This window comes from Pseudomonas sp. TH21 (assembly GCF_016651025.1).
Taxonomy (GTDB): Bacteria; Pseudomonadota; Gammaproteobacteria; order Pseudomonadales; family Pseudomonadaceae; genus Aquipseudomonas; species Aquipseudomonas aylmerensis.
The window spans coordinates 3,868,386-3,886,675 of record NZ_JAEKEQ010000001.1 but is presented as its reverse complement, the minus strand read 5'-3'; the positions used below and the strand labels follow the sequence as shown (position 1 = coordinate 3,886,675).

The following is an 18,290-nucleotide window of genomic DNA, read 5'->3' as shown; positions in this document are numbered from 1 at the left end:
CAACCGGCGCCTACAGGAGATAGCCACCGTGAGTACGACCGAACACACGCCGCAGTCCGTCATCGATTTCTGGCAGCACGCCGGCCCCAAGCGCTGGTTCGCCAAGGATGATGGGTTTGACGCAAGCTTTCGCGACACCTTCCACGCCACCCACCTGCAAGCGGCCCGGCGTGAGCTGGAAGGCTGGCTGGACACGGCTGACGGCGCGCTGGCGCTGTTGATCCTGCTCGACCAATATCCACGCAATGCGTTTCGCGGGACCGCGCACATGTTCGCCACCGACCCGCTGGCGCGCCTGTATGCCCGGCGCATGGTCGATGCCGGCCTCGATCAGCAGGTGGACCTCGCGTTGCGTGCGTTCTGCTACCTGCCGTTTGAGCACTCGGAGGATGCGGCTGACCAGCAACGCTCTGTGGCACTCAACGCGGCGTTGGACGCCAACACCTACCGCTGGGCCAAGGAACACGCGCGCATCATCGAGCGCTTCGGGCGGTTTCCGCATCGCAACGACGTGTTGGCCAGGCTCACCACACCCGACGAACGCAGCTTTCTGGAGGAGGGCGGGTTCGCCGGCTGAGCGGCTATTCCCGCGAGGAATGCCCCCATAAAAACAGCGCATTGTCTTTCTCGGCGGACATCTCGTAGCGTGGGGTTTCACCCAAGGAGACCCTGCCATGCACCAGCCCCCGTTGCGCCTCTATGTTGATTCGCTCTACACCAGCCCCTACGCGATGTCGGTGTTCGTCGCCCTGCGCGAAAAGGGCCTGGGCTTCGATGTGGTGACCCTGGACCTGGACGCCGCGCAAAATCGCACCGCCGATTTCGCCCAACTGTCCCTGACCCAGCGCGTGCCCACGCTGGTGCACGGCGATTTTGCGCTGTCGGAGTCGTCAGCGATCACCGAGTACCTGGAGCACCTTTACCCGGACACGCCGGTGTACCCGGTCGAGCCAAGGCAGCGGGCACGGGCGCGTCAGGTGCAGGCGTGGCTGCGCAGCGACTTGCTGCCGATCCGCCAGGAGCGTTCGACGCTGGTGGTGTTCTGCGGGCAGACAATGCCGCCGCTGTCGCCGGCGGCCGAGGTCGCGGCAGGTACGTTGATCAGTGCGGCGCAGGCGCTGCTGGCGGGTAACCCGGAGTACCTGTTCGGCGCGTGGTCGATTGTCGATGTGGACCTGGCGGTGATGCTCAATCGCCTGATTCTCAACGGCGACAGCGTGCCCGCCGGGCTGGTTGATTACGCGCAGCGCCAGTGGGCGCGGCCGTCTGTGCAGGAATGGGTCAACCTGCCACGCCCTGCGCTTTAAGCCACCATTCATCCCCCGCCTGCGGTGGCGCCCTTGACAGGCGTCACCCGCGCGGCAAATACTCTCGCCATATTCATATATATGACTAAATAAACAAAGTGAATGTGGCCCCATGAATACGCTCTCCAGTGATGCCCGTCTGCCGCTCTATCAACGCCTGCGCGACCATCTGGTCGAACAGATCGCCAACAATCGCTGGCGCCCTGGCGAAGCGATTCCCACCGAAGCGGTGCTGTCCGCCGAATACGAGATCTCCACCGGCACCGTGCGCAAGGCGGTGGATGCGCTGGTGAGCGAGGGCATCCTTGAGCGCCAGCAGGGCCGTGGCACGTTCGTACGTCGCCCGCAATTCCAGTCTTCGCTGTTTCGCTTCTTCCGTTTCCAAGGCCCCTCGGGCGAACGCCAGGTGCCCGAGAGCCGCATCCTCACGGTGGAGTCCGTGACAGCACCGTCTGCAGTCAGCGAGGTCCTCGGCCTGAAAGCCGAAGCCCAGGTGATTCGTATCGTGCGTACCCGTCTGCTGGACGTGCAGCCGTTGCTGGCGGAAGAGATCTGGCTGCCGCGCAAGCGCTTCCAGGCGTTGCTCGACATCGACTTATCCGCGCAGGGCCCGTTGCTCTACCCGGTGTATGAAAGCGTCTGCGGACAAGTGGTGGCCTCGGCCGAGGAAACCCTTACCGCCGAGTCGGTCAACGAGGTGTACGCGCGGCTGTTGCAGGTGCCGGTCAACAGCCCGGTGGTGGTGATCGAGCGCCTGGCCCGCGATTACGCCGGGCAGCCGCTGGAGTGGCGACGCTCGCGCGGGCACGCCGAGCACTTCCGATACCGCGTGGATATCCGCTGACGCACCACCCGTAGTTTCACGTGTTTGCCAACACTGGCCTTGCAACGGCGCGGTTCGTGCTCGGCTGCCTCGCGTTTGACCTATAAGGATAAAAATCATGTTCAGTTGGTATCGCCAAGTCACTCCTCGGGAGCGCAAAACGTTCTGGGCCTGCTTCGGCGGATGGTCCCTCGATGCATTGGAAGTGCAAATGTTCGGCCTGGCGATCCCGGCCCTGATCGCCGCGTTCGCCTTGAGCAAGGGCGATGCCGGGCTGATCAGCGGGGTCACGCTGGTCACCTCGGCCATCGGTGGCTGGGTCGGCGGCACCTTGTCCGACCGCTACGGCCGGGTGCGCACCTTGCAGTGGATGATCCTGTGGTTCTCGTTCTTCACGTTTATCTCGGCGTTTGTTACCGGCTTCCACCAGTTGCTGATCGTCAAGGCCCTGCAGGGTTTCGGCATCGGTGGTGAGTGGGCGGCGGGCGCGGTGCTGATGGCCGAGACCATCAACCCCAAGTATCGCGGCAAGGTCATGGGCACCGTGCAAAGCGCCTGGGCCGTGGGCTGGGGCGTGGCGGTCGGGGTGTTCGCGCTGATCTATTCGTTTGTGCCGCAGGACATGGCCTGGCGTGTGATGTTCGTGGTGGGCCTGCTGCCGTCGTTCCTGATCATCTGGGTGCGCCGCAATGTGGAAGAGCCCGACAGCTTCCAGCGCCTGCAAAAAGAGCAGGTCATCCCGCAGAGCTTCTTCAAGTCGCTGGCCGGGATTTTTCGCCCCGAGCTGATCCGCGTCACGCTGTTTGGCGGCCTGCTGGGCCTGGGCGCACATGGCGGTTACCACGCGGTGATGACCTGGCTGCCGACCTTCCTCAAGACCGAGCGCAACCTGTCGGTGCTCAACTCGGGTGGCTACCTGGCGGTGATCATTTTTGCGTTCTGGTGTGGCTGCGTGGTCAGTGGCTTGCTGATCGACCGCATTGGCCGGCGCAAGAACATCGTGCTGTTCGCGCTGTGCTGCGTGGTCACCGTGCAGGCCTATGTGTTCCTGCCGCTGACCAATACGCAGATGTTGTTCCTAGGCTTCCCGCTGGGCTTCTTCGCCGCCGGCATTCCGGCCAGCCTGGGGGCGTTGTTCAACGAGCTGTACCCGGCGGATGTGCGCGGTGCCGGCGTGGGCTTTTGCTACAACTTCGGGCGCGTGCTGTCGGCGGTGTTCCCGTTCCTGGTGGGGCACATGAGCGACTCGATGTCGCTGGGCTCGGCCATCGGCATTGATGCCGGGATTGCCTACGGGGTCGCCGTGATTGCCGCCCTGTGCCTGCCGGAAACCCGTGGCCGCGTGCTGGAAGCGGCGCCGGTCGACAGCATCCCCAGCGGCCAGCGCGCGCAGGCCTGAGACCTATTTACGGATGAAAGACGACCACCATGCTCGATAACTGCTCCACGCCCATCACCGGCATCGATGCCCACGCCCATGTGTTCAGCCAGGCGCTGACCCTGGCCGGTGAGCGGCGCTATACCCCTGGGTACGACGCCACGCTGGGGGATTACCTCAGCCATCTGCACGCCAATGGCCTCAGCCACGGCGTGCTGGTACAACCGAGCTTCCTCGGCACCGACAATCAATACCTGCTCGCGGCCCTGCAGCAGGCGCCCGGTCAGTTGCGTGGGGTGGTCGTCGTAGACCCGGACGTCGGTCGCGATGCTTTACAGGCCATGGCCCGCCTGGGCGTCGTGGGGGTGCGCTTGAACCTGGTGGGGCGTGCGCTGCCGGATTTTGCCGGGCCGGGCTGGAAAGGGTTTTTCGCGCTGATCGCCGAACTCGGCTGGCACGTGGAATTGCACCGCGAGGTGGATGACTTGCCGCAACTGGTTCGGCACTTGATTCCGTTCGGGGTCAAGCTGGTGATTGATCACTTTGGCCGGCCCGATGCCCGGCAAGGGGTTGAGCAACGCGGGTTTGCTGAGCTGCTGGAGCTGGGACTCAGCGGCCACCTGTGGTTGAAAGTCTCGGGTATCTACCGCCTGGCCGGCACGCCCGCGCAGAACCTGGCGTTTGCGCGCGAGGCCATGCCGCTGCTGCTGCAAAGTTTCGGTCGGCATCGGCTGGTGTGGGGCAGTGACTGGCCGCACACCCAACATGAAGCGTCCACAGGCTATGCCAATGTGGTTGAGCAGCGCCAGGCCCTGGGCTGTTCGGCGCAGGTCGAGCAGGCGTTGCTGGTCGATACGCCGAGCCGCTTATTCGGCTTCCACCACCCGTAGCCAGGCCTGCTCCACGCGGCGGTCGAGGTCTTCCCAATCCGCCATGCCCAGCACCCGTGTGGTGTTCAAGCCGCGCAGATAGCCGCGCAGTTGCTGGGCGCTGGCATTCACCTGCTCGGCATCGGCGGTGTCGTTCTGCAGCACGGTTTCATAGTCGACCAGGTAATCGGCGACCCGCTCGCGAAACTCCGGCAGTACGGCCTCGCGGATGCGGTCGAAGGTTTTCTGGTGGGGCTTCATGGCGTGGTCCTTATAAGTTTTATGTGCGCACTATCGGTTCAGATAATAGTCACCATCAAGCATCGCAAGTTCTGTTTTTACAGGAAAGGCGGAAAATCGCCTCATCAAGACGCTGCTCAAGGAAATGCGCGATGAGGACATTTATCCAACTGGCTTTGATGGCCCTGATGCTGGGCACTGTCGTCATGAACACGGCGGCAATCGCTGATGAACTGCCCACAGGCCATTTGCTACCTATCGTCGGTAGCGTAGACTCCCTGCAGCGTGCGCAATCGGTGGGTGTGTTGCTGAGCGACAACACCCGCGACAATCTCAGCTACCTTGAACGCTACCACGACATGGCCTTGAATGGCGCCAAGGATGCCCTCGACGGGCGTATCCGCGAGGCGTTCGTCAACAGTTCCGACCCGGAACTGGCCATCGATTGGTTGATGAGCTCGCTGCAAGGCACCTTCCTGTCGGTCACCGTGTACGACAACCTGGATGCCCTGATGCAGGCTCACCCCGATGTGGTGGTGATGCTCGACACCCATAACCAACTGCTGACCCAGCGTAACGACCAGGTCGAGGCGCGTTTTATTGCGCGGTTCTATGACACGAACCTGCAATACATCGCCAAGGCCGAAGGCTCGGTGCACAAACAGCTGCCATCGGTGTGGGTGCACGACAAGGCCGCACCGGAGATTGCTGCGCAGATCGAACAGCAGCGCGATGTACAGCTTGATGCCTTGAAGCAGTTCGATGCATCGCTCAAAGCGTTGATTCGTGCCAGTTGATGTGACCTTTTTTAGTTATTTTCAGGAATTTTTCATGCGCTCTTTTTTCGTCCCGGCCCTGGCCTTTGCTTCCCTGTTACTGGCCGGTTGTGTTTCCGCTCCGAATGCACCCACCCTGACCCTGCAAACCAGCAAGGGCCCAGAAGCCTATGTGCAGTGTGTTGTACCGAAACTTGAAAAACACGGGATCACCTCGACCGTGACGCAAAACTCGCGTCACGCCAAAGTGGTACTCACCAGCAAGATCGCCGCCGATGACGTGCTGGAAGCCTACAAGTCGCAGGATGGCGGCAAAGTGTTCTTGTACGAGCGCAAGCCGCTGGCGTCGACGATCACGCCATCGCGTTTGGAGCTTGCCGCGCAGGAATGCAAGTAACTGCCGGCAGCGCATCGCCTGGTGTGGGGATGTGGGCGCGCCAACCTTTGAGCGGATTGCACAACCCGGTTCCAACTTGAAATACATCCCCAATGTGGGAGCGGGCTTGCTCGCGAAAGCGGTGGATCAGTCGATAGTTTCGGTGACTGACACACCGCTTTCGCGGGCAAGCCCGCTCCCACATTTTTTGATGTGTGCAGGGATCGGGGGGTGGCTGCGAGGCTGAAAGTGTTGGCCAGCCCTTGCCCACAGGGGTTTGGGATGGGGCCTGAGACCCCGGGTGTACGCAGATCAAATGTGGGAGCTGGCTTGCCTGCGAAAGCGGTGGATCAGCCAGCGAATGCATCAACTGGCACACCGCCTTCGCGAGCAAGCCCGCTCCCACATTTTTATGTCGGTGCAGGACCTAGGGTTTGGCTGCGAGGCTGAAAGTGTTGGCCAGCCCTTGCCCACAAGGGGTTTAGATGGGGCCTGAGACCCCGGGTGTACGCAGATCAAATGTGGGAGCTGGCTTGCCTGCGAAAGCGGTGGATCAGCCAGCGAATGCATCAACTGGCACACCGCCTTCGCGAGCAAGCCCGCTCCCACATTTTTTGATGTGTGCAGGGATCGGGGGCTGGCTGCGAGGCTGAAAGTGTTGGCCAGCCCTTGCCCACAGGGGATTGGGATGGGGCCTGAGACCCCGGGTGTACGCAGATCAAATGTGGGAGCTGGCTTGCCTGCGAAAGCGGTGGATCAGCCAGCGAATGCATCAACTGACCTACCACCTTCGCGAGCACGCCAGCTCCCACATTTTTAGTCGGTGCAGGACCTAGGGCTTGGCTTCGTTGCTGAAGGTGTTGACTGTCTTGACCAGCCCTTGCGCCGCCAATGTCACCAGTTCACCGCCTTTTTCCACGGTCGCCAGCGCGGGGTCGGAGCCCATGCGTCCGTCGGGGAAGCGTGCGCGGAAGTCGAGGGCTTCGCGGATCGGCCCGGTGTTGGCGATTTGCGGCGAGTAGTCGGCAGACTTGATCGATTCCGGGTACGCCCATTGCGTCACGGCAATCTCCGACGGCGTGGCATGGCTGCCATGGCCCACCGGGAATTGGCGGTGAGCCAACTCGTTGACGCCCTCCAGATCCCACCAGTTCACCAGCTTCAGCGCAAACCCGGCGGGGCGACGGCCGAAGCTCGCCTCGGCGTACAGCTCGGAAAACGCCGCTTCAATCGTGGCGATATTGCCGCCATGGCCGTTGAGGAACAGGATCTTTTCGAAACCATGCCCCGCCAGCGAGCGCACCCAGTCGCCAATCGCGGCAATGAAGGTGGAAGGGCGCAGCGAAATGGTGCCGGGGAAACCCAGGTGATGCTGGGCCATGCCGATATTGAAAGTGGGGCCAATCAGGATGTCGGCGTTTTTCTGCGCCTCATGGGCGATGATTTCCGGACACATCCAGTCGGTACCGAGCAGGCCGGTTGGGCCATGCTGTTCGTTGGAGCCGATGGGGATCACCACCGTGCGGCTGCGTTCCAGAAACTGTCCGATCTCGATCCAGGTGGATTTGTGTAGCAGCATGCGATGCTCTCTTTTATCTGTGGGACAGGCTATCCGCCACGGATTGTACGACTACTCGCCACCTGTTGGGGTTTGCAATTGAGGTACGTAGAGGACTTCAGCCAGCGCTGGTCGGGGTACCACGAAAACATGAACTGCCCATCCTTGAGCTTATCCACCACCTGGCGTGCCACCTGCGGGCGCACGGCCGGGCAACCCTGGCTGCGGCCGATACGGCCTTCGCGCTTGCTCCACAAGGGGCTGACGTAGTCGGCGGCATGAATTACCAGGGCGCGGTCGCGGGCCTGGTCGTTGAAGCCCGGCTCCAGGCCGTCCATGCGCAGCGAGTAGCCGTGGGCGCCGAGGTAGCTTTCCTGGGTTCGAAACAGGCCCAGGCTGGATTGGTGGCTGCCTTCCTGGTTGGAAAACTGGGTGGCGAAGTTTTCCCCGGACTTGGCACCATGGGCCACCAGGTCGCGCAGTACCAGGGTCTTTTTGCGCAAGTCGAAGATCCACAGCCGACGAGCGGTCGATGGCTGCGAATAGTCAATGACGGCCAGGCGCTCTGAGCGTTCCTCGCCGTTGTTGACCGCGCACTGCACCGCGCTCAGGGCGCTTTTGAGCACAGTGGGATTGAGTTCTGGAGCCGAGCGCGCCAGGCTGCTATACAAGGAAGGAGGGTTGCCATTGGCGGCGAGCGCAGTATTGCTCAACGCGGCCAGGCTTACGGCTATCAAACCGAGGCGGCAGAAAAAAGTCAGCATCTACAGTACATCCCCCCACTGTGGATTGGAGCAAAGCCATTGTTCAAAAAACACGCATGTTACTTGAGCATTTGCCTGCTCGTTGCACCATTGGTCGCGACAGCCGATGCGCTGCCGGACGCCGCGTTACCCGTCGCACCGCCAACGTTGGTCGCCACGGCGCCAGTGCAGCAGGCCCTGGCGCAACTGGCCAGTGTTTGCCCCAGCCTGGCGCCGCAGATCGATGCCGCCGTGCAAGCCCGTCTGCAAGCCTTCTACCAGCAACAGGGCGATGTGCCTTTATGGACCGCCGATGAGCGTCGGCAAGCGTTGCACGCTCAGTTGCTGATGCTCGCCGACGACGGCCTGGACCCCACCCACTATAGCCTGCCTGCGGCGGACGCCACGGCTAACGTGCTGTGCAGCGATATCGACAGCAGCCGGCAGTACCTGCAAGCCCTGCAGGATCTGCATTACGGGCGCCTGCAGCAGTCGCGCTTCGAGCCCCTGTGGCACTCGCAGCCGCCGGCCCATGACCCGGATACCGAAGTGCTGGCCTTTGCCGCCGCCGGCCTGCAGGACATGGCCCAGGCCTTCGACCAGGCGCGCCCCAGCGCCGATCTTTATCGCAGCTTGCGCAACGCCTATTCCGCCGTGCGCCAACGACCGTTGCCGCATTGGGACCCGGTCGCCACCGGCCCGTTGCTGCGCCCGGGCATGGAAGACCCGCGCGTGCCCGAACTCGCGCGGCGCCTGTACAGCGGCGGCTACCTTGCCAAGGCACCGACCGGCAACAGCAGGCAATACCGCGACGAGTTGGTCAAGGCGGTCAAGGCCTTCCAGCTCAGCCACTCGCTGCAGGCCGACGGCGTGATCGGCACCGGCACCGTGGCCGAACTCAACGTCAGCCCGGCCGTGCGCCGCGAACAACTGCGCATCAACCTCGAGCGTTTTCGCTGGCTGGCCCAGGACCTGGAACCCGAAGGCGTGCTCGTCAACGTGGCGGCCGCGCAACTGAGCGTGTACCAGAGCGGCATCCCGGTGTGGCAAACCCGCCTGCAAGTGGGCCGCGCCGAACGCCAGACGCCGCTGCTCAAGTCACGCATTACCCGCCTGACCCTCAATCCCACCTGGACCATCCCGCCGACCATCATGCGCGAGGACAAGTTGCCAGCGATCCGCCTCAACCCCGAATACCTGCGCCAGCAGAACCTGCAGGTGCTCGACGCCCAAGGCCACCCGCTGGCGCCCGACCAAGTCGACTGGGCACGCCCCGGCAATATCCTCCTGCGCCAGGAAGCCGGCCCGCGCAATCCGTTGGGCAAGATCGTGATGCGCTTCCCCAATCCCTACTCGGTGTACCTGCATGACACCCCTAGCCAGCCGCTGTTTACCAAAGGGCCACGGGCGTTCAGTTCGGGGTGCGTGAGGGTCGAGCAGCCGTTGCTGCTGCGCGACCTGCTGGTGAGCCCGGCCGAACGCGCGCGCACCGACGAACTGCTGGCTACCGGCCTGACCCACGAATTCCGCCTGGCCACGCCGGTACCGGTATTGTTGGGCTACTGGACCGTACAGGTCGACGGCCAGGGCGACCTGGTCTACGCGCCGGACATCTACGCGCGTGACCCGGTATTGATGAAGGCGATGGGCAGCGTCCTCTAACCCACCCAAACCCTGGCCCCTGGGCTCCTGTGGCGAGCGGGCTTGCCCCGCGTTGGGCTGCGCAGCAGCCCCATCACACCCCCAACATCCAATCCCGCCTGATGGCTGATGCCGACCACCGTGCATCCCTGCAACTGCTCCCGCCCCGACGGCAGCACATCCAGATGCCCTATTTCAAATAGCAGGCGCTGATCCAGTCTGCCGGCTTGGCCGAGAGCTGCATTGCCACGGGTCGGTAGCGCGGGTCCAGTTGCGCAGCCAGCCAAAACAGGCTTGCGCTGCTCCTGGGCTGCCAGGCGCCGCTGTAGCCAGCCTCGCCAACGCCGGCGCGGTCTTTGTCGAATTGAACATGGGTGTGCACGAACTCCTGATGGCTGCGCTCACCCGTGGCATACGGCACCAGCCAATCGAGGGCGGCACCCAGGGACGCGCCATTGGCGGTGGTGGTCAGCCAGTTGCCACCCACCCCGTAGGGCTTGGCCGCCAGCGCGGCCTGCACCAGCGGCTCAAGGTCGTAGACCACGTAATGCAGGGCGTCGCGGTCCTGGAAGTCGGTCACAGAGCCGTCGGGCAGGATATTGTCGGCGACCTGCTGCTGGAACAGGTGAAAGGCCTGCTCCAGCATCACCCGGTCCCCCAAGGCGGCCGCCGCCACGCTGACCAACTTGACGCGGTGGCTCTGCCAGTTATTGGTCTGCGTGCCTTTTTTCGGCGGGTGAAACTGTTCGATACGCGCGATGTAGCCGTTGCCCAGTTGGCTGATCAAGCGGCGACTGGCCTCGCGGGTAGCCGGGTTCAGATGGTCGGCGGTCAGCGCGTAGGCGCTGATCAGCATGTCGAGGTTGGTCTCGTCGATGGGGTTGAAGTCCGGTTGGTACACCCCGGCCCACGCGGCGAGGTAGGCATCGACCTGCTTGAGGTAACGCGCGTCGCCGCTCAAGCGCCAGGCCAGTGCCGCCTGGCGCATCACCGGCCAATCCTGCTCGGCCGCGATGCTCTGCTCGCGAATGCCGTGGTGCGGCAGGGTGCCTTCGGTGTGCACATGCGCCAGGGGCTGGGGCAGGTCACCCACGTGACGTTGGGCCGCCGCCAGCAGCGCGGGGGAGGCGGGATTTGTCGCGACGGGTTGGCAAAGGCTTGCAGCCGAGGCCGCGTGGGTAAACGCCGCCAGCATGGCGGCCAGGGTCAAGATGGTTTTTTTCATGCAAAGCTCTGCCGGACGCGAACCCCGTCACGCTAGCACGCAGCCTGCGAGCGTTTGATGAAACTCCCGTCAACTCAGTATGCTGGCGCCCCCCACCGGTCGATCCCAGGACGCGCCATGACCTTGCCCTTTGTGAAGATGCACGCCCATGGCGACGACTTCATCATCATCGACCGCCGTGGCCTCGATGACCCGATCACCCCCGAAGTCGCCCGCCGCCTCGGCAACCGTCACACCGGCATCGGCTTCAACCAGCTGGCGGTGGTGCTCGATTGCGAAGACGCCGCCGCACGCATCAAGTTCTGGAACCCCAACGGCACGCCTTTGGCCACGTGCGGCAGCGCCACCCGTGGCGTGGCTGATCGGCTGATGCATGAAACCGGCGCCGATTCGGTGGTGCTGCGCACCGATCGCGGCCTGCTGACGTGCGTGCGCGAGGCGGGGCGGCGAGTGTCGGTGGACATGGGCGCGCCATCGCTGGACTGGGCCGCGGTGCCGCTTGCCGAGGCCATGGATACGCGCACGTTGCCCATCGAGGGACGTCCTGCGGCGTGCAGCATGGGTAACCCGCATTGCACGTTTTTTGTGCAGGACATCGCCGCTGTCGACGTCGCGGCGGTGGGGCCGGCGCTGGAAATCCATCCGTTGTTCCCGGCCAAGACCAATGTGCATTTTGTGCAGGTGCTCGATCGCGGGCATATCCGCCTGCGCATCTGGGAGCGCGGTGGCGGCGTGCCGCTGGGGTCCGGCTCGTGCTGCTGCGGGGCGGTGGTCAATGGCATCCGGCGTGGGCTGCTCGACGCCACCGTGCAGGTGCAGTGCGACGGCGGTACGGTCACGGTGCACTGGGACGGGCAGGGCGGTGTCGTGCTGACCGGCAGTGTGGCGCCGGTGATGCAGGGCAGCGCCTACGCGTTCGAGTGTTGATCAGGTAAAGTCGGCGCCTTCAGGAAGAAACTTCAGGTAACAATCATGATGCGGTGGTTGCAGCAATCCGTCTTGAGTCTGCTGGTGTTGATGGCCTGCAGCCTGTTCATCAGCGCCCAGGCCGACACTTCGCCGATCGGCGTGGCCCTCGACCAACGGGTCATCGACCTCACCAACACCCTCGACCCTGGCACCACCACCCGCCTGAAGGAGCAACTTGCCGCCCTTGAGCAACGCAAAGGCGCGCAGGTCGCCGTGCTGCTGGTGCCCACCACGGGCGGCAGCAGCATCGAGGATTATGCCAACCAGCTGTTTCGCGCCTGGAAACTCGGGCGTAAGGACGTCAACGACGGCATCCTGCTGGTGGTGGCCAAGGAGGACCGCAAGGTGCGCATCGAGGTCGGCTACGGCCTTGAGGGCACCGTCACCGACGTGCTCGCCCACCGCATCATCGAAGAACACATCACCCCGGCATTTCGCCAGGGCGACTTCGCCGGCGGCGTGGCCCAGGGCGTGAACGACCTGGTGGTGCTGGTGGACGGCGGCGACTTGCCCAAGGTCGCCGGCCCCGGCATCAATCCCCAGGCGGTGGCGGTGTTGCTGGCGTTTATCGTCGGCGGCATCGGCGGCGTGCTGATGGCCGCCGGCAAGCTGCCTTGGCGCCAGGCCTTGATGCTCACCGTCGGGGTCACGGTGGCGCTGGCGGCACTGGCCGGTGGACGCGATTGGCCGATGTACCTGCTGTTGTTGCCGTTGACGATCCTGATCGGCGGCGCGACCTTCGGCGCCTTGTGGCTGGCGCGCACGGTGTTTTACTGCGTGATCGGGTTGCTGGCCTACATCGCGGCCTTGCTGGTGGCGGACCGTTTCGTGGCGATCAGCTTTGTCCATTGGCTGGCCTTGCCCTTGGGCGCGCTGGCCGTGCTGGGGGCGTACCTGGCGCTGTGGGTGGTCATGAGAGACGCCTGGAAGACCAGCCCCATGGGGTTTGCCGTGCGGCTGCTGGCGGCGGTCGCGGTGTACGTGGCCGCCGGGTTGATCGCCGACGCCGGGCGTGACGGCTGGCTGGTGGCGTTTCCGATTGCTTCGTTCGTGGCGCTGTTCATCTTTGGCAAGACCGCCGCCGGCTCGGGTTCCGGTTCGGGCGGCAGTTCATCCGGATCAAGCTCCAGCGGTTCCAGCTCCAGCAGCAGCTCGTCCGGTGGCGGCGGCTCCAGTGGCGGCGGCGGGGCTTCAGGGAGCTGGTAAAGCTGCTAGCGCGGCGTGTAGCCGACCCAGCCCTTGAAGCTGAAGCCGGCATAAAACAGCTCCACCCCTTCAAACCCGGCCTCGCGCATCAAGGCTTCATCCGTCTCGGGCGATAGTACCGGCAGCTGCGCGCTGATCGCGGTAATCGCCCGCTCGGCGTCCGCCGCCGGCACCCCCGAATCCACCGCGAACGCCGCATAGCGCTGCAACCAACGGGCCTTGTCCTGCGCGGCCTGCGGGAAGCTGTGGTGCGCCACAATCAACGGTGCCCCTGGCAGCAAGCGCTGCCACAATGCCTTGAGGGTTTGCAGGCGCTGCTCCAGCGGGATGAAGTGCAAGGTCAGCAAGCACGTGGCCCCATCGAATGGCCCCAGCGGCGCCGTGTCGATGTAACCCTCATGCAAGTCGACGCGCTCATTCAGCGGGCCCAATGTCGCCTGCGCCAGTTTCAACATCTCGGCCGCCGGGTCCACCCCCACAAAGCGCCAACCCGGCTCGGCGTCGGCAAAGCGCTTCAGCTCCAGGCCGCCACCTGCGCCGAGTACCAGGACCGTGCCGGTGGACGGCACGCTTTCGCGCAGCAGCAGGGTGGTCATGCGCTGCAGGCCATCGAAGCCCGGCACCAGGCGCACAGGGCCTTCGGCGTAACGGGCGACGGCGTCGGGGTCGGAAAAAAAGCTCATGGCAGGGCTCCTGCGGGATTGGCGAGGGCTAAACCCTACTGGGGCAAATCGGCAGTGGCAATCGGTTCAAGAAATCCACGATGATGTCGATAGGATCTCATCGACCACAAGGACCGTTCCCCCCGATGAAACTGCTGAAACTCGCTGCCATCTTGACCCTGCCACTGCTCGGCGCCTGCTCCGACTATCACTACAAGAACTACCAGGGCGACTGGGCGCCGGAAAAACTCCACCCTGTCGACCTCTCCAACAACGCGCCGGACGCGGTGCTGGTGTACTTCGACACCTGGCGCGAACGCGAACTGGGCGTGCCGTTTCACCGCCTGGCACTTGCGGTGGAAGTCGACGGCGTGACGTTGCCGGGGGCGGGTCGCCAGTCGATTCTCAACGTGAGCGGCGAACAGGCCCTCAAGCTCAGCCCAGGCAAGCACTCGCTGCGCTGGTGCAACGTGTCGATGAACGCCCTCGGCACCGGCGGCGCGTTCTGCAACGAAGGCGCGGACGACGTGGAGTTCAAGGCCGGCAGACGCTACCTGGTCAGCTACCGCCTGACCGCCAGCACCCGCGGTGTGGGGCCGAACTACAGCACTCAATACCGCACCTATTCGAGCATCAAGGACCTTGACTCCCAAGAGATCATCTATCCCAGCGCCGGCACCGGCACGTTGATCTCCAATGATTGATGCCCACGGCCTGTGTGCGCAAACGGCCGGCCATCACGTGCCGAAGGCTCGCCTGCCATGACCTGCCTGATTCGCGACGCGATCCCCCAGGACGCCCTGTGCATCGGCGTGCTGGGCATGCAGGTGTTCCTCGACACCTACGCCACCGAAGGCATCCGCAGCGCCATCGCCAAGGAAGCGCTGCACGCCTTTGCACCGGAATCCATCGCCCAACTGATCGCCGAACCGGGCACGGTATTGATCGTGGCCGAGGTGAATAACCATTTGGTCGGCTTTGCCCAGATCCAACTCGAGGCCGGCCACGCGCTGATCGACGCGGCCAACGTCGCCGAACTGCAACGTCTGTACATCCAGGAGCGGTTCACCGGTCGGGGTATCGGCAATCAATTGCTGCACGCGGCGGAGCAGCGCGCGGCATCGGCGGGTGCGGCGTTGTTGTGGGCGACGGTGTGGGCAGGGAATGCGCGGGCGCTGGGGTTCTATCCTCGGCGCGGCTACGCCGTGCTGGGCGCGCCGACGTACACGTTCCAGGGGGAAACCCATGAGAATCGCTTGTTCGGCAAAGCCCTGGACGCTACAGCCGCTTAGATAGAAATACGCGGCAGCTGCCAGCCGGTTCACACGGGATCTCACCAAAGCGCAGCCAACCATGCCGCTCGTAGAAACCCGGTGCCTGGAAGCTGAGGGTGTAGAGCACCGCATTCGTACAACCGCGCCGCCGTGCTTCGTCTTCGAAGGCGTGCAGCAACCGGCTGCCCAGGCCGCTGCCGCGCAGGGCCTCGGGCAGGTGGAAAAGGTCGAGGAAGGCGGTGCCCAGGGTGGTCTTGCCGGTGATGCCACCGAGGATTTGCCCGCTGGCATCCTTGATCAGCACGTTCAGCGGCCGGCGGTCGTTGCCGCCGGTGGCGGCCGTATTGAAGGCGGCGAGGCCGTTGCCGAGGATGCGCTCGGCGTCGGGGTTGGCGTGGTCGCTGATTTCAATGAGCGGTGGCGTCATCGTCGGGTATCTCAGTCGAGGAGGCAGGCACTTTAGCCTGCATTGCCTCCTCTTCCAATGGCTTCTCCCGGGCCGCCAGGCGTGCGTTGTTGTCGGCCTCTTCACGCGCCTGTTGGTCGCGGTGCATTTGCGCTTCCATGTCCTTCATCTGCTGGCGATTCTGCTCGGCAAACTGACGCATCTGTTCGCGGTTCTGCCGCGCTTGCTCATCGGCCCGTTGGCTGGCTTCGCGCTGAAACTGTGCGAAGGAACCGTTGCGTAGGTGTTCAATGTCCTGGGCCGTGGCGCCGAAGGCCAACGGCACGGTCGAGATCAAGGTGGCGGCGAACAACACAGCGGTAACGCGGCTAATCCGATACCTGGACATCAAGGCACTCCGAGTCAATTCGTGGTGCCTTGTTGGACGTCGCCAAAAGCATAAGTTCCAAGCGTTGCTATTAAAAAGCCATCACCATTTCATGCCACGCCATGCCGCCGTGATCCGAAGGCGAAGGGCGCACGTAGGTGTAGCCCATGCGGGTGTACAACGGCACATGCTGTTCCTTGCACATCAAGTGAATCGTCTGCTTGCCCAGCACCTGCATGCGCTGCACAAACTCCGTCATCAGTCGCTTGGAATAGCCCTGGCCCTGATGCGCCGGGTCGACCACCACCGACATGATCACCACATTCGGTGCCTCGGCCGAATGGCCCACCAACTCCTTGAACGCTTCGTCCGACATCACCACTTCATGGGCGCAACCCGAGTTGATAAAGCCCACCACCTCGCCATCGGCTTCCAGAATCAAGAAGCCCTGCGGGTACTGCGCAATGCGCGTGGCGATCTTCTCCAGAGTCGCCGCCTCGTCGCCTTCGTAGGCGGTGATTTCAATCTCGAAGCAACGGGCAGCATCGGCGGGGAGGGCGTTGCGGAAGGTGAGGGCGGGCATGGGCGTTTCCTGGAGGGTTGAGCGAAAGACCCCATGATAACGGCGTGCCCCAGCCATCGCCATGGCGGGGGCTGCGGCGAGCACACAAGCAAAATCTGGGAGCAACTGTCGAAGCCCGGCGAGATGGAGAAGGCGGCGGCATTGCTGGCATTTTCTTCGGCTGACACACCGCTTTCGCAGCCTCGCTAGAGCTCGGCAGCTCTCACAGGGGATCGCAGGGATGGCGATGAGATCTGTGGTGAGACCATGTTCAAAATATATGGCTTGCCGGCGATGGCATTGGGTCAGCCACCCTCTCGATCGCCAATGCGGCCGCTTTCGCAGCCTCGCTAAAGCTCGACAGTTCACACAGGGGATTTGCGGTGTCGGCCTTATTTCAATGTGGGAGCGCTCGAGCCCCAGCGAGGCCGCGATGGCGGTGGTACAGACAGCACCAAGCGCGCTTTTCAAACCCATAACGCTGGTTTTCATCATGGTTGATGCCGAAGGAACAGTTCGAGTCATCCATGCATAGGGAAATTTCCTACATTTTAGCAGGCGACTTCCTTCGCTGAAGGTTATCCAGGCTCGCCACTATGAGCGCCCTCGAGTCTGCAAAACGGTTGATGACGATGGCCCCACCACGTGTTCTGGTTATGGAAAACCACAGTGCCCAGCGCAGCACCCTGGTCAATATGTTGCGACGGCTCGGGGTGCGGGAGGTGTTGCAGGCCAGCAACAGCGAACAGGCGATGTTGCTGATGCAGCGCACCGGCGGCGTGGATATCGTGCTGTGCGACCTGGGCAACAAGGGCTCCGAGCAGGTGGAGTTCCTGCGCTATGCCAGGCAGATTGGCCTGGTGCAGGCGGTGGGGTTGTCGAACGAATTGCGTCCTGAACTGCGTCGGGCGCTGGGCCACCTGGAATTTTTGTCGGGTGTGCAACTGCTGGGTATCTTGAGCACGCCGTTGCAGCCGCAAGTGCTGGACAGGTTGCTCAAGCGCTATCGCGCGATACCACCGGCAGCCCCCAAGTCTGCGGCCATGGCTCCGCTGCCCAGCGAAGAAGAAATACAACTGGGCCTGGCCCTGGGGGAGTTTCGCGGCTGGTTTCAGCCCAAACGGATGATGAGTGATGGCAGCCTCGCCGGCGTCGAGGCATTGGCGCGTTGGGAGCACCCGGCCCGGGGCTTGTTGTTACCCAAGGATTTCCTCGCCGCGGTGCTGGCCTATGACCTGATCGATGAAATGTTCAAACAGCTGCTGGAGCAGGGGCTGAAATTGCTCGCCGTGCTGCATCGCCAGGGCACTGCGCTGGAAATGTCGTTCAACCTGCATGCCTCGCAACTCGCCCGCCACGGCCTGATCGAGCATATTCAGGGCGCGCTGCAGCGTCACGGCCTGTGCGCCTCGTTGCTGGTGTTCGAGCTGGCTGAAAATGGCTTGCTGGATCTGCAGTCTTCCACCCAGGAAAACCTGCTGCGCCTGCGCTTGATGGGCTGCGGCTTGTCTATCGACGACTTCGGCGTGGGCTTCTCGTCACTCAAGTTGCTGTGCCAATTGCCGTTCAACCAGATCAAGCTCGATGGCGACTTTATTCACACCTTGAACGAGCCGCGCAGCCAGGCCATGGTCGGTAGCACCCTGGCCCTGGCCCGCTCGCTGGACATGAGCCTGGTGATCGAAGGCGTGAGCAACCGGCAGATTCGTGATGCGCTGATCAGCCTTGGCTGCGAGCTCGGGCAGGGGTTTTTCCTGGCCCGGCCAATGACCGGCCACGACCTCCTGCATTGGCTGGCGCGCGAAGATGTGCAGCCGATAAGTTCGCCGGTGGCTTAGGCGGCAAAACTTCAGAATTTTCCTACACTTCAGTCGTGTTCGTGTAACTTGAGCAACGCGTCGGCTGGCC

The 18,290-nt window shown here is 63.4% G+C and carries 21 protein-coding genes; 13 read left to right on the top strand and 8 right to left on the bottom strand.

Translation table 11 applies throughout. The features are described from left to right. The first annotated feature begins 28 nt into the window (after nucleotides 1-28). The 5 genes from JFU04_RS17025 (at nucleotide 29) to JFU04_RS17005 (ending at nucleotide 4,398) form a co-directional block, all read left to right on the top strand. A complete protein-coding gene (locus tag JFU04_RS17025; RefSeq protein WP_065907601.1) occupies nucleotides 29-577 on the top strand; it encodes a DUF924 family protein in 549 nt (182 codons plus the stop codon). A 97-nt stretch (nucleotides 578-674) separates the two neighbouring features. Further along, nucleotides 675-1,307 (top strand): glutathione transferase, encoded by a 633-nt coding sequence (gene yfcF, locus JFU04_RS17020; protein WP_201145068.1) that lies wholly within the window; start codon nucleotides 675-677, stop codon nucleotides 1,305-1,307. A 112-nt stretch (nucleotides 1,308-1,419) separates the two neighbouring features. Beyond that, nucleotides 1,420-2,151, top strand: coding sequence for a GntR family transcriptional regulator (locus tag JFU04_RS17015; protein ID WP_065907604.1), 732 nt, complete (start codon nucleotides 1,420-1,422; stop codon nucleotides 2,149-2,151). Between the two features lie 97 nt (nucleotides 2,152-2,248). Beyond that, nucleotides 2,249-3,529: an MFS transporter gene (locus JFU04_RS17010; protein WP_106803517.1), complete on the top strand. Its 1,281-nt coding sequence runs from the start codon at nucleotides 2,249-2,251 to the stop codon at nucleotides 3,527-3,529. A 29-nt stretch (nucleotides 3,530-3,558) separates the two neighbouring features. Next, nucleotides 3,559-4,398 carry an amidohydrolase family protein gene (locus JFU04_RS17005; RefSeq protein WP_201145066.1) on the top strand — a complete coding sequence of 280 codons (840 nt, stop codon included), beginning with the start codon at nucleotides 3,559-3,561 and terminating at the stop codon, nucleotides 4,396-4,398. Here the strand turns inward: JFU04_RS17005 and JFU04_RS17000 are convergent. Continuing rightward, nucleotides 4,375-4,638 carry a hypothetical protein gene (locus JFU04_RS17000; RefSeq protein WP_065907610.1) on the bottom strand — a complete coding sequence of 88 codons (264 nt, stop codon included), beginning with the start codon at nucleotides 4,636-4,638 and terminating at the stop codon, nucleotides 4,375-4,377. The genes JFU04_RS17005 and JFU04_RS17000 overlap by 24 nt on opposite strands. 131 nt (nucleotides 4,639-4,769) lie before the next feature. On the opposite strand from JFU04_RS17000, the gene JFU04_RS16995 reads away from it, so the two are divergent. After that, entirely contained in the window at nucleotides 4,770-5,414 is a 645-nt protein-coding gene (locus JFU04_RS16995; RefSeq protein WP_065907612.1) for an ATPase, read from the top strand. A 34-nt stretch (nucleotides 5,415-5,448) separates the two neighbouring features. Further along, a complete protein-coding gene (locus JFU04_RS16990; RefSeq protein WP_065907613.1) occupies nucleotides 5,449-5,790 on the top strand; it encodes a hypothetical protein in 342 nt (113 codons plus the stop codon). Between the two features lie 811 nt (nucleotides 5,791-6,601). Here the strand turns inward: JFU04_RS16990 and JFU04_RS16985 are convergent. Both JFU04_RS16985 and JFU04_RS16980 read right to left on the bottom strand, forming a co-directional pair. Then, on the bottom strand, nucleotides 6,602-7,348 hold the full coding sequence (locus JFU04_RS16985) for a creatininase family protein (protein WP_201145064.1): 747 nt from the start codon (nucleotides 7,346-7,348) through the stop codon (nucleotides 6,602-6,604). 29 nt (nucleotides 7,349-7,377) lie between these two features. Further along, nucleotides 7,378-8,091: a murein L,D-transpeptidase catalytic domain family protein gene (locus JFU04_RS16980; RefSeq protein WP_065907619.1), complete on the bottom strand. Its 714-nt coding sequence runs from the start codon at nucleotides 8,089-8,091 to the stop codon at nucleotides 7,378-7,380. Nucleotides 8,092-8,130: 39 nt separating this feature from the next. On the opposite strand from JFU04_RS16980, the gene JFU04_RS16975 reads away from it, so the two are divergent. Beyond that, a complete protein-coding gene (locus tag JFU04_RS16975; RefSeq protein ID WP_201145062.1) occupies nucleotides 8,131-9,732 on the top strand; it encodes a L,D-transpeptidase family protein in 1,602 nt (533 codons plus the stop codon). 169 nt (nucleotides 9,733-9,901) lie between these two features. Here JFU04_RS16975 and JFU04_RS16970 read toward each other — a convergent pair whose 3' ends face one another. Next, nucleotides 9,902-10,936 carry an alginate lyase family protein gene (locus JFU04_RS16970; protein WP_201145060.1) on the bottom strand — a complete coding sequence of 345 codons (1,035 nt, stop codon included), beginning with the start codon at nucleotides 10,934-10,936 and terminating at the stop codon, nucleotides 9,902-9,904. A gap of 117 nt (nucleotides 10,937-11,053) precedes the next feature. Between JFU04_RS16970 and dapF the strand changes: the two genes are divergently transcribed. Both dapF and JFU04_RS16960 read left to right on the top strand, forming a co-directional pair. Continuing rightward, the gene (dapF, locus tag JFU04_RS16965; RefSeq protein WP_201145058.1) at nucleotides 11,054-11,863 is read left to right on the top strand and encodes a diaminopimelate epimerase; all 810 of its coding nucleotides are present in this window, start codon (nucleotides 11,054-11,056) and stop codon (nucleotides 11,861-11,863) included. Between the two features lie 45 nt (nucleotides 11,864-11,908). Next, nucleotides 11,909-13,111, top strand: a complete 1,203-nt coding sequence (locus JFU04_RS16960) for a TPM domain-containing protein (RefSeq protein ID WP_201145056.1) — start codon at nucleotides 11,909-11,911, stop codon at nucleotides 13,109-13,111. Between the two features lie 5 nt (nucleotides 13,112-13,116). Here JFU04_RS16960 and JFU04_RS16955 read toward each other — a convergent pair whose 3' ends face one another. Then, on the bottom strand, nucleotides 13,117-13,794 hold the full coding sequence (locus JFU04_RS16955; protein WP_201145054.1) for a class I SAM-dependent methyltransferase: 678 nt from the start codon (nucleotides 13,792-13,794) through the stop codon (nucleotides 13,117-13,119). A 125-nt stretch (nucleotides 13,795-13,919) separates the two neighbouring features. Here JFU04_RS16955 and JFU04_RS16950 point away from each other — a divergent pair, with 125 nt between their 5' ends. After that, entirely contained in the window at nucleotides 13,920-14,477 is a 558-nt protein-coding gene (locus JFU04_RS16950; RefSeq protein WP_083221467.1) for a hypothetical protein, read from the top strand. A gap of 57 nt (nucleotides 14,478-14,534) precedes the next feature. Next, on the top strand, nucleotides 14,535-15,065 hold the full coding sequence (locus JFU04_RS16945; RefSeq protein WP_240435230.1) for a GNAT family N-acetyltransferase: 531 nt from the start codon (nucleotides 14,535-14,537) through the stop codon (nucleotides 15,063-15,065). Here the strand turns inward: JFU04_RS16945 and JFU04_RS16940 are convergent. The 3 genes from JFU04_RS16940 to JFU04_RS16930 form a co-directional block, all read right to left on the bottom strand. Further along, on the bottom strand, nucleotides 15,052-15,474 hold the full coding sequence (locus JFU04_RS16940; RefSeq protein WP_201145052.1) for a GNAT family N-acetyltransferase: 423 nt from the start codon (nucleotides 15,472-15,474) through the stop codon (nucleotides 15,052-15,054). The two genes, JFU04_RS16945 and JFU04_RS16940, sit on opposite strands and share 14 nt — an antisense overlap. Next, nucleotides 15,455-15,841, bottom strand: a complete 387-nt coding sequence (locus JFU04_RS16935) for a hypothetical protein (protein WP_201145050.1) — start codon at nucleotides 15,839-15,841, stop codon at nucleotides 15,455-15,457. The genes JFU04_RS16940 and JFU04_RS16935 overlap by 20 nt, the downstream gene beginning before the upstream one ends. Nucleotides 15,842-15,911: 70 nt before the next feature. Then, nucleotides 15,912-16,403 (bottom strand): GNAT family N-acetyltransferase, encoded by a 492-nt coding sequence (locus JFU04_RS16930; RefSeq protein ID WP_201145048.1) that lies wholly within the window; start codon nucleotides 16,401-16,403, stop codon nucleotides 15,912-15,914. A 635-nt stretch (nucleotides 16,404-17,038) separates the two neighbouring features. On the opposite strand from JFU04_RS16930, the gene JFU04_RS16925 reads away from it, so the two are divergent. Continuing rightward, nucleotides 17,039-18,220 (top strand): EAL domain-containing response regulator, encoded by a 1,182-nt coding sequence (locus JFU04_RS16925; RefSeq protein WP_242485914.1) that lies wholly within the window; start codon nucleotides 17,039-17,041, stop codon nucleotides 18,218-18,220. Nucleotides 18,221-18,290: the final 70 nt, after the last annotated feature.

Coding starts and splice junctions, on each gene's coding strand:
- yfcF (WP_201145068.1), top strand. CDS start 675: ATGCACCAGCCCCCGTTGCGCCTCTATGTTGATTCGCTCTACACCAGC.
- JFU04_RS17015 (WP_065907604.1), top strand. CDS start 1,420: ATGAATACGCTCTCCAGTGATGCCCGTCTGCCGCTCTATCAACGCCTG.
- JFU04_RS17010 (WP_106803517.1), top strand. CDS start 2,249: ATGTTCAGTTGGTATCGCCAAGTCACTCCTCGGGAGCGCAAAACGTTC.
- JFU04_RS17005 (WP_201145066.1), top strand. CDS start 3,559: ATGCTCGATAACTGCTCCACGCCCATCACCGGCATCGATGCCCACGCC.
- JFU04_RS17000 (WP_065907610.1), bottom strand. CDS start 4,638: ATGAAGCCCCACCAGAAAACCTTCGACCGCATCCGCGAGGCCGTACTG.
- JFU04_RS16995 (WP_065907612.1), top strand. CDS start 4,770: ATGAGGACATTTATCCAACTGGCTTTGATGGCCCTGATGCTGGGCACT.
- JFU04_RS16990 (WP_065907613.1), top strand. CDS start 5,449: ATGCGCTCTTTTTTCGTCCCGGCCCTGGCCTTTGCTTCCCTGTTACTG.
- JFU04_RS16985 (WP_201145064.1), bottom strand. CDS start 7,348: ATGCTGCTACACAAATCCACCTGGATCGAGATCGGACAGTTTCTGGAA.
- JFU04_RS16980 (WP_065907619.1), bottom strand. CDS start 8,091: ATGCTGACTTTTTTCTGCCGCCTCGGTTTGATAGCCGTAAGCCTGGCC.
- JFU04_RS16970 (WP_201145060.1), bottom strand. CDS start 10,936: ATGAAAAAAACCATCTTGACCCTGGCCGCCATGCTGGCGGCGTTTACC.
- dapF (WP_201145058.1), top strand. CDS start 11,054: ATGACCTTGCCCTTTGTGAAGATGCACGCCCATGGCGACGACTTCATC.
- JFU04_RS16960 (WP_201145056.1), top strand. CDS start 11,909: ATGATGCGGTGGTTGCAGCAATCCGTCTTGAGTCTGCTGGTGTTGATG.
- JFU04_RS16955 (WP_201145054.1), bottom strand. CDS start 13,794: ATGAGCTTTTTTTCCGACCCCGACGCCGTCGCCCGTTACGCCGAAGGC.
- JFU04_RS16950 (WP_083221467.1), top strand. CDS start 13,920: ATGAAACTGCTGAAACTCGCTGCCATCTTGACCCTGCCACTGCTCGGC.
- JFU04_RS16945 (WP_240435230.1), top strand. CDS start 14,535: ATGACCTGCCTGATTCGCGACGCGATCCCCCAGGACGCCCTGTGCATC.
- JFU04_RS16940 (WP_201145052.1), bottom strand. CDS start 15,474: ATGACGCCACCGCTCATTGAAATCAGCGACCACGCCAACCCCGACGCC.
- JFU04_RS16935 (WP_201145050.1), bottom strand. CDS start 15,841: ATGTCCAGGTATCGGATTAGCCGCGTTACCGCTGTGTTGTTCGCCGCC.
- JFU04_RS16930 (WP_201145048.1), bottom strand. CDS start 16,403: ATGCCCGCCCTCACCTTCCGCAACGCCCTCCCCGCCGATGCTGCCCGT.
- JFU04_RS16925 (WP_242485914.1), top strand. CDS start 17,039: ATGGAAAACCACAGTGCCCAGCGCAGCACCCTGGTCAATATGTTGCGA.